Here is a 14993-nt window from a genome sequence, read left to right as displayed (position 1 = left end):
CGGGCTTTTTTACGTCTGCAGGAAAGTGAAAGTATTAGCCGTCAGCCGTCAGCCGTCAGCTATCAGTTGCACTGCGTTAACCTGACCATCGTAGCGTGGGACGGATAAATGAACACGAAGAACACGACAGAGTATGAGAGCGTAGCATTTGTTATGTGGCTCTCTCCATCGCTGTGGGCACTAAGACATTCTTCTGCGTAGCGCACCGACTCCAATTAGTCGGTATTTACTTTGAGGTTTTTTATGATCATTAAAGCGAGCTTAATGGCGTTAGTGACTGAGAAAAATATAATTTTGCTTTGTTAGTGGCTTTGATTTAGGATCAAAACAGTTTAAAACCATGAATGATTTGCCTGTGTATAGATTATTAATTAGCGCCTTATCCATTTTCTTTTGTGTTTCTGTATCAGCAGTTGAAGTAACTGATCTATATCAAGATATTTTGGTCGTAGAAGATAAATCTCGTGATACTCGTTTAGACGCTAGCCGCAAAGCGTTGCTTAACGTATTAGTAAAAGTGAGTGGTGACAAAAGCGCAGATGAAAATCGAGTCGCTAAGCAACGCACTAAAGATATATCCGATTATATGCTGAAATTTGAATATGATGAGCGTATCCCCGGAGAGCTTAAATTATTAGTTAAGTTTGAAGCACGAAAAATCGATGCACTAATCAAAGAGCTTAATTTGCCATTATGGGGAATGCAACGACCACTGGTTGCAATCTGGTTAGGGATTGAAGATAACAGGCAACGAGAGCTAGTAACTCAAGAAAGTTACCCACAGTTAGAGCAGCTCATTTATGATAAGGCAAGCCGTCGTGGATTACCTGTCGTTGTACCTTTGCTTGATTTACAAGATAGACGCCTTGTTGGTGTCCCTGAGGTTTGGGGGAACTTTTCTGAACCAGTAGAAGAGGCATCTAAACGTTACAGTGCTGAGCGCAGTATTACTGCTAGAATGTATCAAGAGTTTAACTCCGATAATTGGGTATTAGATTGGCGTTTTACTAATGACGAAATGTTTGAATCTAACCGAATTATTGGCTATAGACAGCAAATCGTTGCGCAAATGATTGATGATTTAGCGCAAGGTTTAGCTGGCGAATATGCGATCGATCCGAATGCGTATTATGAGCAACGTACTGCCAATTTGACCTTAAAAGGGACAGATAATTTTGTGGATATAGAGTTGGCAAAGCGCCGTCTACTCAACTTAAGTGTTGTCACCCAAGCGGTTATTATACGTAAAACTCCCGATTCTGTTGAATTTAAGCTAGATCATACCGGCACTGTAAACGATCTTAAAAAAGCCCTTGGTCTTGATAATGCCTTTAAAGATTATGTCGACCCCCGTGCTTTTTATCACATAGTTGATAAGCAAAGCCTAGAGTATCAATGGGTTGAAAACTAATGCTAACTCAAGAGCCAATGCAAATGGCGCTACCGGTTACTTTACCGGATGATGAAACATTTGCCTCTTATTTTGGGGGAGAAGACTCATTAGAGGTTAACCACCTTAAAGATAGCTTTTCTAAGCTATCTCAAGCTTTTCAGTATACTTATTTGTGTGGCTTAGGAGACTCAGGTAAATCCCATTTGTTATACGCCACCTGTATTCAAGCCCAGGAGCGCGGCTTATCGAATATGCTGCTATCAATGCGAGAAGTTCTACATTTTGGCCCGATGGTTTTAGATGGTCTTGAGGCGCTAGATGTATTATGTATTGATGATGTTCACTTAGTAGCGGGTAATGATGCATGGGAAAAAGCGTTATTTAATTTCTTCAACCGCTTTAATGAGCCTAATAAAATGCTGGTAGTAACTGCTGATTTACTGCCAAATATGCTTAATATTAGCTTGCCAGATTTAGAATCACGCTTGAAGTGGGGTACCACCTTTCAAATTCGCTCCATGAGTGATGATGATAAAGCACAAGCGCTAGTAAAGCGGGCAAACATGCGCGGTCTTGAACTGAGTGACGAATGCGCGCGGTTTTTATTAACCCGTTTAAGTCGTGATATGCGCGCATTATTGGATGTATTAGACAAATTAGATCACGCATCCATGGCTGCACAGCGAAAATTAACTATTCCTTTCATAAAATCAACGCTAAAGCTGTAGTAGGTCTAGAATCTAGACCCCGCTTTCAGTTATCATTAGCTAACTAAATTGTAATCACCTTCTTTGAAAGATCAGGTATCGAATGAACTTAGAAAATATATTAGCGCAAGCACTTGAGGCAGTTGCCAGTGCCAGTGAAATCGCGCAACTAGAAGAGATCAGGGTTAACTACCTTGGTAAAAAAGGCGAGATCACCAGCTTACTTAAAACACTGGGTAAAATTGCTCCTGAAGAACGCAAAGAAGCAGGCCAGGTAATCAATCAAGCTAAGCAAGATGTGCAAAGCGCAATTAATGACAAGCGTGAGCTGTTAGCGAGTAAAGCACTTGAAGAAAAACTAGCTGCTGAAACTATCGATGTAACTTTACCAGGGCGCGTTATGCCTTCTGGTGGCCTTCACCCAGTAACACGTACAATTGAGCGTATTGAAAGCTTTTTTGGTGAACTAGGCTTTGAAGTTAAATCAGGCCCTGAAGTTGAAGATGATTTTCATAACTTTGATGCGCTAAATATTCCTGAGCACCATCCTGCTCGCGCCGACCACGATACCTTTTACTTTAATCCTAAGTTGGTGTTGCGTACTCAAACTAGTGGTGTGCAAATTCGTACCATGGAAACAGAGCAGCCACCGCTTCGTATAATTTCACCAGGGCGTGTATATCGTAATGACTACGACCAAACACATACACCTATGTTCCATCAGGTGGAAGGTTTAATGGTCGACACCGACGTTAGCTTTACTGAGCTAAAAGGTATTTTACATGACTTCTTACGTAACTTTTTTGAAGAAGATATGGAAATTCGTTTCCGTCCTTCATTCTTCCCTTTTACAGAGCCCTCAGCCGAAGTTGATGTAATGGGTAAAGATGGTAAATGGTTAGAGGTATTAGGCTGTGGCATGGTTCACCCTAACGTACTTAAGTCTGTTGGTATCGATCCTGAAAAATACACCGGTTTTGCCTTTGGTATGGGTGTAGAGCGCTTAACTATGTTGCGTTACGGCGTAAACGATTTACGTGCGTTTTTCGAAAACGACTTAAAATTCCTAAACCAGTTCCGTTAAGAGTGAAGAAATAAAATGAAATTTAGTGAAAAGTGGTTAAGAGAGTGGGTAAATCCTGCAATTGATACGCAAGCTCTTTCGGAACAGCTTTCAATGGCTGGTTTAGAAGTAGATGGCGTAGAGCCGGCAGCAGCCAAATTCAATGGTGTTGTTGTAGGTGAGGTGGTTGAATGTGGCCAGCACCCTGATGCAGATAAACTACGTGTAACAAAAATTAATGTTGGTGGTGATGAATTGCTTGATATTGTTTGTGGTGCACCAAATTGCCGCCAAGGTATTAAAGTTGCTGTTGCCACTGTTGGTGCAGTATTACCAGGCGATTTTAAAATTAAAAAGGCCAAACTTCGTGGTCAACCATCACACGGCATGTTGTGTGCGTTTGATGAGCTAGGCATTAGCGAAGAAGGCGATGGCATTATGGAATTGCCGCTTGACGCGCCGATTGGCACAGATTTACGCGAATACTTAGCGTTAGATGACAATATCATAGATGTAGATTTAACCCCTAACCGTGGTGACTGTTTAGGTATTAAAGGCCTAGCTCGTGAAGTTGGCGTACTGAACAGCATTGATGTTAATACATTAAGTATTCCTGCGGTAGCACCGACAATTGAAGATAAAGTATCAATAGAGTTGGTTAACGATGAAGCTTGTCCTCGTTATTTAGGGCGTGTTATCAAAGGCATTAACCTTAATACTGAAACACCTCTATGGATGGTTGAAAAGCTACGCCGTAGTGGTGTGCGTTCAATCGACCCGGTAGTTGATGTGACTAACTTTGTGTTATTAGAGCTTGGTCACCCAATGCATGCATTTGATTTAAATGCTATTGAGGGTGGAATTAAAGTACGTAGTGCAAACGCAGGTGAAGAATTAGTTTTACTTGATGGTAACACTGCAAAGTTAAATGAATCGACATTAGTGATTGCCGATCATCATAAAGCGCTAGCCATTGCTGGTATTTTTGGTGGTGAGCAATCTGGCGTTACTGAAAAAACAGCTGATATTCTGTTAGAAAGCGCATTCTTTAACCCTGTTGCCATTGCTGGTCAAGCACGTAGCTACGGTTTACACACCGATGCATCTCATCGCTATGAGCGTGGTGTAGACTTTGCTCTACAACATGATGCAATGGAGCGTGCTACAGCGTTACTGCTTGAAATTGTTGGTGGTGAAGCGGGTCCTGTTGTTGAAGCTGTGGCTGCTGATAAGTTACCAAAGGTAACTGAAGTAAGTTTACGTCGTTCACGTTTAGACCGCGTTATTGGTCATCATATTGAAGATGCGAAAGTAACCGATATTCTGACGCGTTTAGGACTTGATGTTAAATTTGACAATGATAGCTGGAGTGCTGATGTACCAAGCTACCGTTTTGATATTCGTATCGAAGAAGATTTAATTGAAGAAGTTGCACGTGTATACGGTTATAACAGCATTCCTAATGTTGCACCAACTGCAAAACTGAAAATGACCACGCATGATGAGTCAACTGTTGCCCTGAGCCGTTTTCGTAATGCCTTAGTAACACGTGGCTATCAAGAAGCCATTACTTACAGTTTTGTTGACCCTAAAGCGCAAGCTATTTTACACCCTGAGTGTAATGCATTGGTATTGCCGCACCCAATTTCAATTGAAATGTCAGCGATGCGTGTAAGTTTAATGCCAGGGTTGCTTTCATCTGTTGCGTATAACCAAAACCGCCAACAACCTCGTATTCGCTTATTTGAACACGGCCTTAAGTTTATCAGTGATGAAAATGCTGAAAATGGTGTATACCAAGTGCCTGTTATTGGTGGCGTTATTACTGGTTTGGTTCATGGTGAGCATTGGGTTGAAGAAAAACGTAACGTTGATTTTTATGACCTAAAAGGGGATGTTGAAGCATTACTTGCAATTACCAACGATGTTAGCCGCTTTGAAATTAAAGCTGAGCAATCGGATGGTCTTCACCCTGGCCAGTCTGCCGTTATTTATGTTGATGGTAAAAAAGTAGGTTTCTTTGGTGCATTACATCCTCAAGCGCAAAAATCGTTAGATATCAACAATGCTACTTTTGTGTTTGAAATTGAAATGTCGGCATTAGAAAAAAGAAATTTACCTCAAGCTGTAGGGGTGTCTAAATTCCCATCAAATCGCCGCGACATCGCGATTTTAGTACAAGACAGCGTTAAAATTGGTGATATTTTAAACGTCATCGGAAAAGTTGGCGGAAATCAATTGGTTGACCTAAACTTATTCGATGTGTATAAGGGCAAAGGTATTGAGCCAAATTATAAGAGTTTGGCGATTGCTCTAACACTGCAGGCGGTTGATAGAACACTCGAAGAGAAAGATATCAATCAGGTAGTTGATAACGTGGTGGCCGCACTGGCCGAACAGTTTAATGCATCGTTGAGGGACTAGATATGGCGCTTACTAAAGCCGACATAGCTGAACACCTATTTGAAAAGCTCGGGATCAATAAAAAAGATGCCAAAGATTTAGTTGAAGCGTTTTTTGAAGAAATCCGCTCAGCGCTTGAAAAAGGCGAGCAGATTAAGCTCTCTGGATTTGGTAACTTTGATCTTCGAGATAAGAAAGAAAGACCGGGACGTAATCCGAAAACGGGAGAAGATATTCCAATTTCAGCGCGTCGCGTAGTTACTTTTAGGCCGGGGCAAAAGTTAAAGACCCGTGTCGAAGTAGGCACAAGCAAAAAATAAACAAAAAGGCAGCGCAAGCTGCCTTTTTTGTATCTGTTGTATTATTTCCGGGGAGAAATAAATTTTCCTTGGTTTATTTGGTGTAATGTTTGCTCGGCGAGGGCATCTAAACTGTCTAAATTCTTTTCTTGTGCTATTAATTGCTGCTCAATTAATAATATATCGATATTTTTTATACCAGAGAGCTCTGCTATTTTGGCAAAAATGTACGCGTGCTTATATTGGTGGTGCTTATAGAAAAGGCTAATTAAAGAGGTGTATATTTCTGGATCAGGTATTTGCTTAGCTTGATTTAATGCCAATGTGTTGTATAAAAAATCAATTGCTTTTTGCTCATCAACTTTAATGTAATAAGACGCTAAATAAAATTGCATTTCAGCACTTGTTTCCACCTCGGGGGTATTTTCTAGAGCAAGTAGCCGGGTGAGTGCCGTTTCATCATTGTTTCTTGACCAATGGTAATAGAGTAGGCCAGGGTGAGTGGTTACTTGTGTTTGCTGATAAATACGTGCCATTTCTCTATTACTGGTGAGGTAGGCTCGTCGACGGGCAGTAGTTTTACCTTTTAGTTTTATATGCTGAATATTAGCGGCTAAGCCAATACATTGGTTGTAATGCTCAAACGCTTTGAGTAGTTGATATTTGTTCTCATCGGTTGGTTGTAAGGATTCGAGGTAGCGATAAAAGATTGTATGTTCTCGTTGTGCTTTACAGTTGCCATCTTGGTTAAGATCATTGCACATGGCGGGTGATTGCACACAAATATCTTCAACGGTAAAAGATTCTTCACATCCTGCAAGCAACAATACAAAAGTGAGGGTTATGTGCTTAAAAGCCATCCGAGTCTCTCAATTATCAATAAAGTATTATTCTAGCCTAAACTTTAGTCTCTAACAGTAGAGAATAAAATGAGATTAAATTAGAATAGGCCTGCCCGAAGGAATGTGTTGCTCTCAAAATTCGATACATTCTTAGGCTATCCGTTCAAAATTGTTTAATTAGGTAAAAAAAATGACCTCATCTCACGAGTTAGAATACACAAGTAGCTGGCAAGAACGTCAAGATTACGCTGAAAGCATGCAACCAATTATTGGTAAATTGTACCGTAATCGTGGTATTGAAATCGCTGTTTACGGCCGTCCATTAGTAAACTCAAGCACTATTGATATTATTAAGTCTCATAAATCAGTAGCCCAGTTTGAAGGAACTAAACTTCGCCTACGTGAAAGCTTCCCATTCTTAGAAGCTATCAGCAAAATGGAATTAAATTCTGCCCGTATCGATATTGGTAAATTAGCATACAGCTATTTATACACAGATGCTGCGAATGGCCGTTCAGTAGAAGAGTTTGTTAAAGACGAGCTAGCTGAAATTGTTAATTCTGAGCCTAAAGCGCCACGTGACGTAGTTCTTTACGGCTTTGGTCGTATCGGCCGCTTATTAGCACGTTTGCTAATTGAAAAGTCAGGCCCATACGCCGACTTAAACCTACGCGCTATTGTTGTGCGTGGTGGTAAAGATGGCGATTTAGAAAAACGTGCAAGCTTATTGCGTCGTGATTCTATCCATGGTCCGTTTAATGGTTCAATTACCATTGATAAAGAACGTAATGCTATTAAAGCTAATGGTAGCTACATTCAAGTTATCTACGCTAATTCGCCAAGCGAAGTTGATTACAGTGCCTACGGTATCGAAAACGCACTTGTTGTTGATAACACAGGTATTTGGAAAGATGAAGCTGGCCTTGGTCAACACTTAGAATCTAAAGGTGCTGCAAAAGTATTATTAACAGCGCCAGCTAAGGGCAACATTAAAAATATCGTTTACGGTGTAAATAACCAAGATATTTTACCTGAAGATAAAATTGTATGTGCTGCAAGTTGTACAACTAATGCAATAACACCAACATTGAAAGCATTAAACGATCAGTTTGGTATTAAGAATGGTCACGTTGAAACAGTTCACTCATACACTAATGACCAAAACTTAATTGATAACTACCACAAAGCAGAACGTCGTGGTCGTGCTGCGGCACTTAACATGGTTATCACTGAAACAGGTGCAGCTAAAGCGGTATCTAAAGCATTACCAGAGCTTGAAGGTAAACTAACAGGTAACGCAATCCGTGTACCTACACCAAACGTATCATTAGCTATCTTAAACTTGAATCTTGAAAAGAGCACGACGGTTGAAGAACTTAATGCGTTTTTACGTGAAACAGCACTTCACTCAGACCTACGTGATCAAATCGATTACACAGCATCAACTGAAATCGTGTCTACCGATTTAGTGGGTAGCCGTTACGCAGGTGTTGTTGATTCTCAAGCAACGATTGTTGATGAAAACCGTGTTGTACTTTACGTATGGTACGACAATGAGTTTGGTTATAGCTGTCAGGTAGTTCGCTGTATGCGCGATATGGCAGAAGTCTCATTCCCAAGTTTACCTCGATAAACACTTGAGCAATTAAAAAAAGCCAGCACTTGCTGGCTTTTTTAGGTCTGAAGATTTTTAAAGTGTAGTGGTTATGGTACGCTTTATTAAATTGAGTACGTAGTAATAACCGTTTAAAGTGCATTAATACGTACTTACCTCTTGGCTAAATCCTTTGGTCAAGACACACAGTTAACTAATAGGTTTGTTGTAATGAAAATCAGTAGCAATTTTGACAGTGGTAATATTAAAGTTATTGAAGCCACCGATCCGTTAAATATTCAGTTAGAAATTAATAAAGATCATCAGTCTGAGTTTTATCAGTGGTTTCACTTTCGTCTTGAAACAACGCCTTATCAATTACATCAGTTAAATATTAATAATCTTGATAAGTCTGCATACCCAGATGGTTGGGTAGACTACCAAGCTGTTGCCTCATACGACCGTCAAACATGGTTTCGTGTACCGTCTTCGTATGAAAATGGCACACTAACATTTGAGCTTGAGCCTGAGTGTAGCAGCGTTTACTTTGCCTATTTTGCTCCTTACAGCTACGACCGCCATTTAGACTTATTATCATGGGCACAAAGCCAAGAGCTTTGTCAGTTAGAGACGCTAGGTCAAACCCTTGATGGCCGTGATATGAGCGTGCTTAAAATTGGTCAGCCAAGTGCAGATAAAAAAATCATCTGGGTCACGGCTCGCCAACACCCGGGTGAAACTATGGCAGAGTGGTTTGTAGAAGGCTTATTACACAAGCTGCTTGACGATGAAGACCCACATGCAGCAGCCTTACTATCAAAAGCGGTATTCTATGTAGTGCCAAATATGAATCCAGATGGCAGTGCACGTGGTCACTTACGTACTAATGCTAAAGGGGTTAACTTAAACCGTGAATGGCAAACACCAAGCATGGAAAATAGTCCTGAAGTTTACTTAGTGCTTAATAAAATGCGAGAAGCAGGCTTAGATATGCACCTTGACATTCACGGGGATGAAGCCATTCCATATAACTTTGTTGCCGGTAGTGAAGGCATACCAAGTTATGATGCACGCCTAAAAGGCCTTGAAGACAGCTTTAAAGCCGCGCTTTTAACTATTACTCCAGAGTTTCAAGATACGCATGGCTACGATAAAGACGAACCAGGTCAAGCTAATTTAACAGTAGGTTCATCAGCGACCGCTGAAGAATTTAAAGCGCTTACTTACACCGTTGAAATGCCATTTAAAGATAATAATGACTTACCTGATCCAGATTACGGCTGGTCAGATCGTCGTTCATATCAATTTGGTCAAGATACCTTAGCAGCCATTGTTAATGTTGTAGACAACTTAAGATAAAACGCTTGTTTTAAAGGGTATCAATAATTTTGATACCCTTTTTATTTTAGGCTAAACCGGCCGTATCAAAAAATAAAAATCATTTCCCACCATAACACTAAAACGTTTCAATACACCTTCTCGACAGATTTAATGACCTATAATTTTAATCAATTCCCACTCAGTTAAACGTTGTCTTAGCAGGCTCAATATAAATAAACAATAAGTTGTTTTGAAAATTAACTGTTAACAAGGTTGAGTACTTAAGTTAATATCGATTGAACAATAAGAAAGACGATAAAGATTAACCCCTTATTTCGTAAAGCTTATGACAGGTATTCTGAGTAGCAGAGTATGGTAATTAATAATAATAAATATAACTGTGAGGATGTTCATGGAAGCTTTTGTAAGCGCCGTTAATGATGTTGTTTGGAGTAATGCACTCATCTATTTATGCCTAGGCGCAGGCTTATTTTACTCCGTACTAACTCGATTTGCTCAAGTTAGACATTTTAAAGAAATGTGTAAGCTACTATTTAGCCCTAATACCTCAGAAAAAGGGATCTCATCTTTTCAAGCTCTTGCTGTTTCATTGTCTGGCCGAGTAGGGGTTGGTAATATTGCCGGTGTTGCAGCCGCAATCGGTTTTGGTGGCCCTGGCGCTATTTTTTGGATGTGGGTTGTTGCTTTTTTAGGTGCAAGCACTGCATACGCTGAGTCAACATTAGGTCAAATTTATAAACTAGAAGAAGACGGGCAATACCGCGGTGGTCCAGCCTATTATTTTGACCGTTGTTTAGGGCAAAAGTGGCTGGCTGTTTTATTTGCTGTGTCGGCAATTATAGCCTGTGGAGTTTTTCTGCCGGGCGTGCAAGCAAATGCTGTGGGCAACGCATTCACTCAAGTATTTGGTGATGGCACTATGGTCTCTACAACTTTTGGTGACGTAGGCAGTTTTAAACTCGTTGCATTAGCCATTATTCTAATCGTTTTAGCGTTTATTATCTTTGGTGGTATAAAGCGCATTGCTAATTTTACCCAAATTGTAGTGCCATTTATGGCGCTTGGTTACATCGTATTGGCCTTAATTATCGTATTTTTAAACATAGACAAAGTACCAGGCATTTTCTCGCTTATTATTGGTGATGCATTTACAGCTCAAGCAGGCTTTGGCGCTGCAATTGGCTGGGGTGTTAAGCGTGGTATCTATTCTAATGAAGCCGGTCAAGGTACAGGTCCTCATGCAGCGGCGGCAGCAGAAGTTGATCACCCTGCACAGCAAGGTTTAGTGCAAGCTTTTTCTGTTTATGTTGATACACTTTTTGTATGTACAGCAACGGCATTAATGATCTTAATGACGCAGCAATACAATGTAGTCGGCACTTTGCCAGAAGGACAATTCATTATACAAAATGTTGATGCGGCAACTGAAGTGGGGTCAGCAGCATTTACCCAAATGGCGTTGTTTAGTGTATTTGGTAGCTTTGGAGAAGCGTTTGTAGGTATCGCTTTATTCTTCTTTGCTTTTACCACTATACTTGCTTATTACTTCATTGCTGAGACTAATATCGCGTACTTAAATCGCTACTTTAAAGGAAGTATTCCGCTTGTAGTGGTAAAACTTATGATTATGTTTATGGTAGCCTACGGCATGGTTAATAGCTCAGGTTATATTTGGACTGTTGGCGACATAGGCGTTGGCTTAATGGCGTGGATAAACATATTGGGTATATTAGCTATTTTCTTTGTCGCTAAACCGGCCTTAACATGTTTGAGTGATTATGAAGACCAGAAGAAGAAAGGTGGAGAAATCACGTTTGATCCCGTTAAATTAGGGATTAAAAACGCCACTTTCTGGGAAAAACGTCTTGAGAAGCAATCTAAAGACGCTGAATAAACAGACCCTAATAACCTAATATGAACTATTGGGTTAAATTCAAAAAAGACAAAGAGCAATAAAACAAGTACAATGAAAAGCGCCGAAAGGCGCTTTTTTTATGCGTAGTATGGAGAGAGATGTATGGCGATTATTCGTTGCCCCAAATGTGCAAAATCAATTTCAGATAAACATCCGCAGTGTCCACATTGCCAAAGTAACGTTGCTGAATTAAATGCCGAGCAAGTTCAACAACTTCAACGTGAGCAGCGAATTAAAAAGCAGCAAATGTTTATGAACCACTCCTTTTTAGCGCTGATCTTATTTTTAGGTGGCTTCTTTTGTTTGTACTTCCTACAACCTCAAGAAAAAACACTTCAGTGGTATGCGTATACCTCAGCCATAGGCATTGGCTGTATTTGGTACCTTATTAACCGTATTATTTTAGTGACTCTGAAAAAGAAAAAATGACATGAATATTGACAACTTAGTACAGAATATTACTCCAGAATTATTTGAGCGCCTACAATATGGCGCATCAACAGGAAAGTGGCCAGATGGCACACCTTTATCAGATGAACAAAAACAACAAACAGTCCAACTTGTGATGTTGTATCAAGCAAAAGTAGCACAATCAAACGAGCAGTTTACCATTGGTGCAGATGGAGAAATGATCCAAAAAACCAAAGCGCAACTACAAAAAGAATTTAAATCAGATAACGAAATAGCTAGGTTCAGTGAAAATGATCTTTAAACACCTTTTTACACCAAAATGGAAACACCCGAAGCAACAAGTTCGTTTAGATGCGATTGAAAAACTTGATGTAGCACGCGACGTAACAATTTTAAGCACCTTAGCGCTTGAAGACTCATCGGCTGAAATTCGTCGTAAAGCACTGCAAAAAGTAAACGATTTACCGCTTTGGTGGAAAGCCTATAAGCAAGATCAGGCATTAAAAGATGTGGCTGAGCAACAAATTTCGTCTGCTGTATTAAACAGTGAAAGTAGCTTATCGGCACAGATTAAAAATGAGTATATTGAACGCTTTGCACCGGTTAAAACCCTTGAAAAACTAGCATTTGCAGAAAAAGAACTGCAAGTGAGAGTTAAGCTATTAAAACGCCTAGCAAACCCTAAACTGATTGAAAAAGCCTTTAAAGAAGCCAATGAAGAGCTGCAAAAGCAGTTAGTTGATTTAGTGATTACTCAGCAGTTAACTAAAGCTTTGTTAAAGCATGCTCAAGGTGAAGCTAAAGTAGCGCTTGAAAGTCATCTTGAAAACGAGCGTTTAGCACTTGAAATGCCATCGCAAGTTGAAAACGCAACCCGTGTTATTTTAGCCAAGCTTAATGCATTGCGTGATAAACACGACTACGCCATTGTTGACCCACAAGCCGCAGAACTCATGGCACAATGGCAAGCTCTAGAATTAAAATGGCTAAGTGAAGAACATGTAAAAACCCTTGATGCTAAGTATATTTCAATTACCGATAAGCTTGATGCCCACATTGCCATACTAAAAGCGCAGCACGAAATAGAGCAGCAAAGTTTAGCTCAGCAACAGCGCCAAGTGTTAGCGTTAGCTACGTTAGAAGCATTAAGTGAAGAAATTGAGAATGCATTACAGTTAGGCTTAGAAACGCCAGAGCAAATTCAGCAAGACTGGCTTAATGCAAAAGTAGCGCAAGCGAAAGACACGCTAGATAAAACGGAACTGGTGGCTGATCAGCAATCAAAACAAGTGATTAATAAGCTTGAGCAATTATTCTCACAAGTTGCTAAGTTGCCTGAGCTAACTGCGGCGATTAAAGAATATAAAATTGCCTACAATGCGCTTAGTGAAATAAAACCTGCAGAGCAACTTAGCGATTACGATCAACAGCTAACAGCATTCAATAATACCTTTAAAACTGCACGCAGCCACTTAAATTTACTTAGCGCTGATTTACAAACGTCATTTAAAGCTCAGCTTAATGCGCATAAGAAGCAGTTTTTAGCTGCAATGAGCGAACTCACTAAGCCGTTAGAAAAAACTCAAAGCCAAGCTAAGCGAAAAGCGCGTGATGTTAAACGTTTAATTGAAGAAGGGCGTTTTAATGTTGCATTTGGTGTATTTAAAGGCTTCGAAGAGCTATTTAATGCCCTAACTGAGAAATACCAACAGCCGCTGGTTAACTTAAAAGCTGACCTAGAAGCGCAGCTAGCTGATGCTAAAGATTGGCAAAAGTATGCAGCGGCCCCTAAACGCACTGCACTTTTAGAAGAAGTAACACTGTTAGTTGATGAGCCTTGTAACGATCCGCAACAGCGTGCTGACCAAGTTAAAGTATTGCGTAAGCGTTGGAATGAACTAGGTCGCCTTGATACAGAGCAAGAAAAGCAGCAAGGAAATGAGTTTGATGAAAAAATTGAGCTATTGTTCGCACCTTGTCGTAGTTATTTCGCAGAGCAAGAAATCCAGCGTGAAGCGGCTAAAGTAGAGCGTGAGCAACTAATAGCGCAAATGCATGCACTGCATTTACAAGCGACAGAGGATGCTGATTTAGATTGGAAACAATTTGAAAGCCACTACAACCGATTACAAAAAGCATGGCGTAGTGTAGGTAAAGTTGATCCTAAAACATACCGAATTTTAAACGAGCGTTATAAGGCAGAACAGCAGCTAGTTGTATCTTCACTTAATGCGTTTCATAAAGGCAATGCCGCACTTAAAAATGAGCTCGTTGAGCAAGCGCAACAGCTATCTCAAAGTGAAAACCTAGCAGAGGCGTGTCAGCAGTTAAAGCAGTTACAGCAACAATGGCAGAGTATAGGGTTTGCAGGCTTAAAAGCTGAGAATGCACTATGGCAAAAATTCCGTGAGTTTAATGATGCAACATTCACTAAACGCAGCGAAGAGTTTGAGCAGCATAAACGCGAGCAAGGTGAATCAGATAAGCTAGCAACAGCCGAACTAAATGAGCTCGAAGCGGCTTTAAATAGTGTTGAAGGTAAAGCCCAATTACTTGATCTGCAAACCAAAGTTAAAGGGTATATGTCATTTAAATCGTTAACGCCTAAAGTATCCGCTTTATTGTCAGCTATAGATGAAAAGCTAACCGGATTAGCTGCCAAAAACGAACAAGCTAACTTAAACGCATTATTTGTTGCGCTTGAGAATAATGAACCAGTGCCAAGCCAGTTTACTGGTGCGGTAAAAACGGCATTAAGTACCGAGCAGTTGCTCACGCGTATGGAAATACTGGCTAACGTCAGTTCGCATGATTCAGCGCAGAGAATGGTTGAGCAAGTGGCAATGCTAGATGACAAACACCGTGGTGACCACGCTGATTTAAACTATTATTTAAAGCAATTAATAGCGCTCAGCGAAGGTTCAGTCAAAACTGACACACTAGCAAGGTTAAAAGTTATTTTTGCTGTAAAGTAAGCGCAATGACTTTTATCAACTAAAATAAAAAAACCGCTATTAAAGCGGTT

General features: G+C 40.2%; 12 protein-coding genes. 11 read left to right on the top strand and 1 reads right to left on the bottom strand.

The annotated features are described in order from the left end of the window. The first annotated feature begins 355 nt into the window (after positions 1-355). The 5 genes from CWB77_RS13940 (at position 356) to ihfA (ending at position 5886) form a co-directional block, all read left to right on the top strand. Positions 356-1411: a DUF2066 domain-containing protein gene (locus CWB77_RS13940; protein WP_054201186.1), complete on the top strand. Its 1056-nt coding sequence runs from the start codon at positions 356-358 to the stop codon at positions 1409-1411. Further along, on the top strand, positions 1411-2121 hold the full coding sequence (hda, locus tag CWB77_RS13935) for a DnaA inactivator Hda (RefSeq protein WP_010392888.1): 711 nt from the start codon (positions 1411-1413) through the stop codon (positions 2119-2121). Before CWB77_RS13940 ends, hda begins: the two co-directional genes overlap by 1 nt. A gap of 82 nt (positions 2122-2203) precedes the next feature. Then, the gene (gene pheS, locus CWB77_RS13930) at positions 2204-3184 is read left to right on the top strand and encodes a phenylalanine--tRNA ligase subunit alpha (RefSeq protein WP_008468473.1); all 981 of its coding nucleotides are present in this window, start codon (positions 2204-2206) and stop codon (positions 3182-3184) included. A gap of 15 nt (positions 3185-3199) precedes the next feature. Next, positions 3200-5587, top strand: a complete 2388-nt coding sequence (gene pheT, locus CWB77_RS13925; RefSeq protein ID WP_138623244.1) for a phenylalanine--tRNA ligase subunit beta — start codon at positions 3200-3202, stop codon at positions 5585-5587. Between the two features lie 2 nt (positions 5588-5589). Next, positions 5590-5886 carry an integration host factor subunit alpha gene (gene ihfA, locus CWB77_RS13920; protein WP_008114070.1) on the top strand — a complete coding sequence of 99 codons (297 nt, stop codon included), beginning with the start codon at positions 5590-5592 and terminating at the stop codon, positions 5884-5886. A 41-nt stretch (positions 5887-5927) separates the two neighbouring features. Here ihfA and CWB77_RS13915 read toward each other — a convergent pair whose 3' ends face one another. Next, entirely contained in the window at positions 5928-6725 is a 798-nt protein-coding gene (locus CWB77_RS13915) for a DUF2989 domain-containing protein (RefSeq protein WP_138623242.1), read from the bottom strand. A gap of 172 nt (positions 6726-6897) precedes the next feature. Here CWB77_RS13915 and CWB77_RS13910 point away from each other — a divergent pair, with 172 nt between their 5' ends. The 6 genes from CWB77_RS13910 (at position 6898) to CWB77_RS13885 (ending at position 14943) form a co-directional block, all read left to right on the top strand. Continuing rightward, positions 6898-8340 carry a glyceraldehyde-3-phosphate dehydrogenase gene (locus CWB77_RS13910; protein WP_010392881.1) on the top strand — a complete coding sequence of 481 codons (1443 nt, stop codon included), beginning with the start codon at positions 6898-6900 and terminating at the stop codon, positions 8338-8340. Between the two features lie 192 nt (positions 8341-8532). After that, on the top strand, positions 8533-9660 hold the full coding sequence (locus CWB77_RS13905) for a M14 family metallopeptidase (RefSeq protein WP_054200633.1): 1128 nt from the start codon (positions 8533-8535) through the stop codon (positions 9658-9660). Positions 9661-10033: 373 nt separating this feature from the next. Further along, positions 10034-11536, top strand: coding sequence for an alanine/glycine:cation symporter family protein (locus CWB77_RS13900; protein WP_138623240.1), 1503 nt, complete (start codon positions 10034-10036; stop codon positions 11534-11536). Positions 11537-11659: 123 nt separating this feature from the next. Then, positions 11660-11986: a hypothetical protein gene (locus CWB77_RS13895; protein WP_008114079.1), complete on the top strand. Its 327-nt coding sequence runs from the start codon at positions 11660-11662 to the stop codon at positions 11984-11986. A gap of 1 nt (position 11987) precedes the next feature. After that, positions 11988-12269 carry a YeaC family protein gene (locus tag CWB77_RS13890; protein WP_008114080.1) on the top strand — a complete coding sequence of 94 codons (282 nt, stop codon included), beginning with the start codon at positions 11988-11990 and terminating at the stop codon, positions 12267-12269. After that, positions 12259-14943, top strand: coding sequence for a DUF349 domain-containing protein (locus CWB77_RS13885; RefSeq protein ID WP_138623238.1), 2685 nt, complete (start codon positions 12259-12261; stop codon positions 14941-14943). Before CWB77_RS13890 ends, CWB77_RS13885 begins: the two co-directional genes overlap by 11 nt. Positions 14944-14993: the final 50 nt, after the last annotated feature.

This window comes from Pseudoalteromonas sp. S1610 (genome assembly GCF_005887465.1).
GTDB lineage: Bacteria > Pseudomonadota > Gammaproteobacteria > Enterobacterales > Alteromonadaceae > Pseudoalteromonas > Pseudoalteromonas undina.
The sequence above is the reverse complement of the archived record's forward strand: the minus strand, read 5'-3'. Positions and strand labels throughout refer to the sequence as shown.

Bases quoted from the DNA above. Each gene is read 5' to 3' on its own strand.
- CWB77_RS13900 (WP_138623240.1), top strand. From the start codon at position 10,034: ATGGAAGCTTTTGTAAGCGCCGTTAATGATGTTGTTTGGAGTAATGCA.
- hda (WP_010392888.1), top strand. From the start codon at position 1,411: ATGCTAACTCAAGAGCCAATGCAAATGGCGCTACCGGTTACTTTACCG.
- pheT (WP_138623244.1), top strand. From the start codon at position 3,200: ATGAAATTTAGTGAAAAGTGGTTAAGAGAGTGGGTAAATCCTGCAATT.
- CWB77_RS13885 (WP_138623238.1), top strand. From the start codon at position 12,259: ATGATCTTTAAACACCTTTTTACACCAAAATGGAAACACCCGAAGCAA.
- CWB77_RS13905 (WP_054200633.1), top strand. From the start codon at position 8,533: ATGAAAATCAGTAGCAATTTTGACAGTGGTAATATTAAAGTTATTGAA.
- CWB77_RS13910 (WP_010392881.1), top strand. From the start codon at position 6,898: ATGACCTCATCTCACGAGTTAGAATACACAAGTAGCTGGCAAGAACGT.
- CWB77_RS13890 (WP_008114080.1), top strand. From the start codon at position 11,988: ATGAATATTGACAACTTAGTACAGAATATTACTCCAGAATTATTTGAG.
- ihfA (WP_008114070.1), top strand. From the start codon at position 5,590: ATGGCGCTTACTAAAGCCGACATAGCTGAACACCTATTTGAAAAGCTC.
- CWB77_RS13915 (WP_138623242.1), bottom strand. From the start codon at position 6,725: ATGGCTTTTAAGCACATAACCCTCACTTTTGTATTGTTGCTTGCAGGA.
- CWB77_RS13895 (WP_008114079.1), top strand. From the start codon at position 11,660: ATGGCGATTATTCGTTGCCCCAAATGTGCAAAATCAATTTCAGATAAA.
- pheS (WP_008468473.1), top strand. From the start codon at position 2,204: ATGAACTTAGAAAATATATTAGCGCAAGCACTTGAGGCAGTTGCCAGT.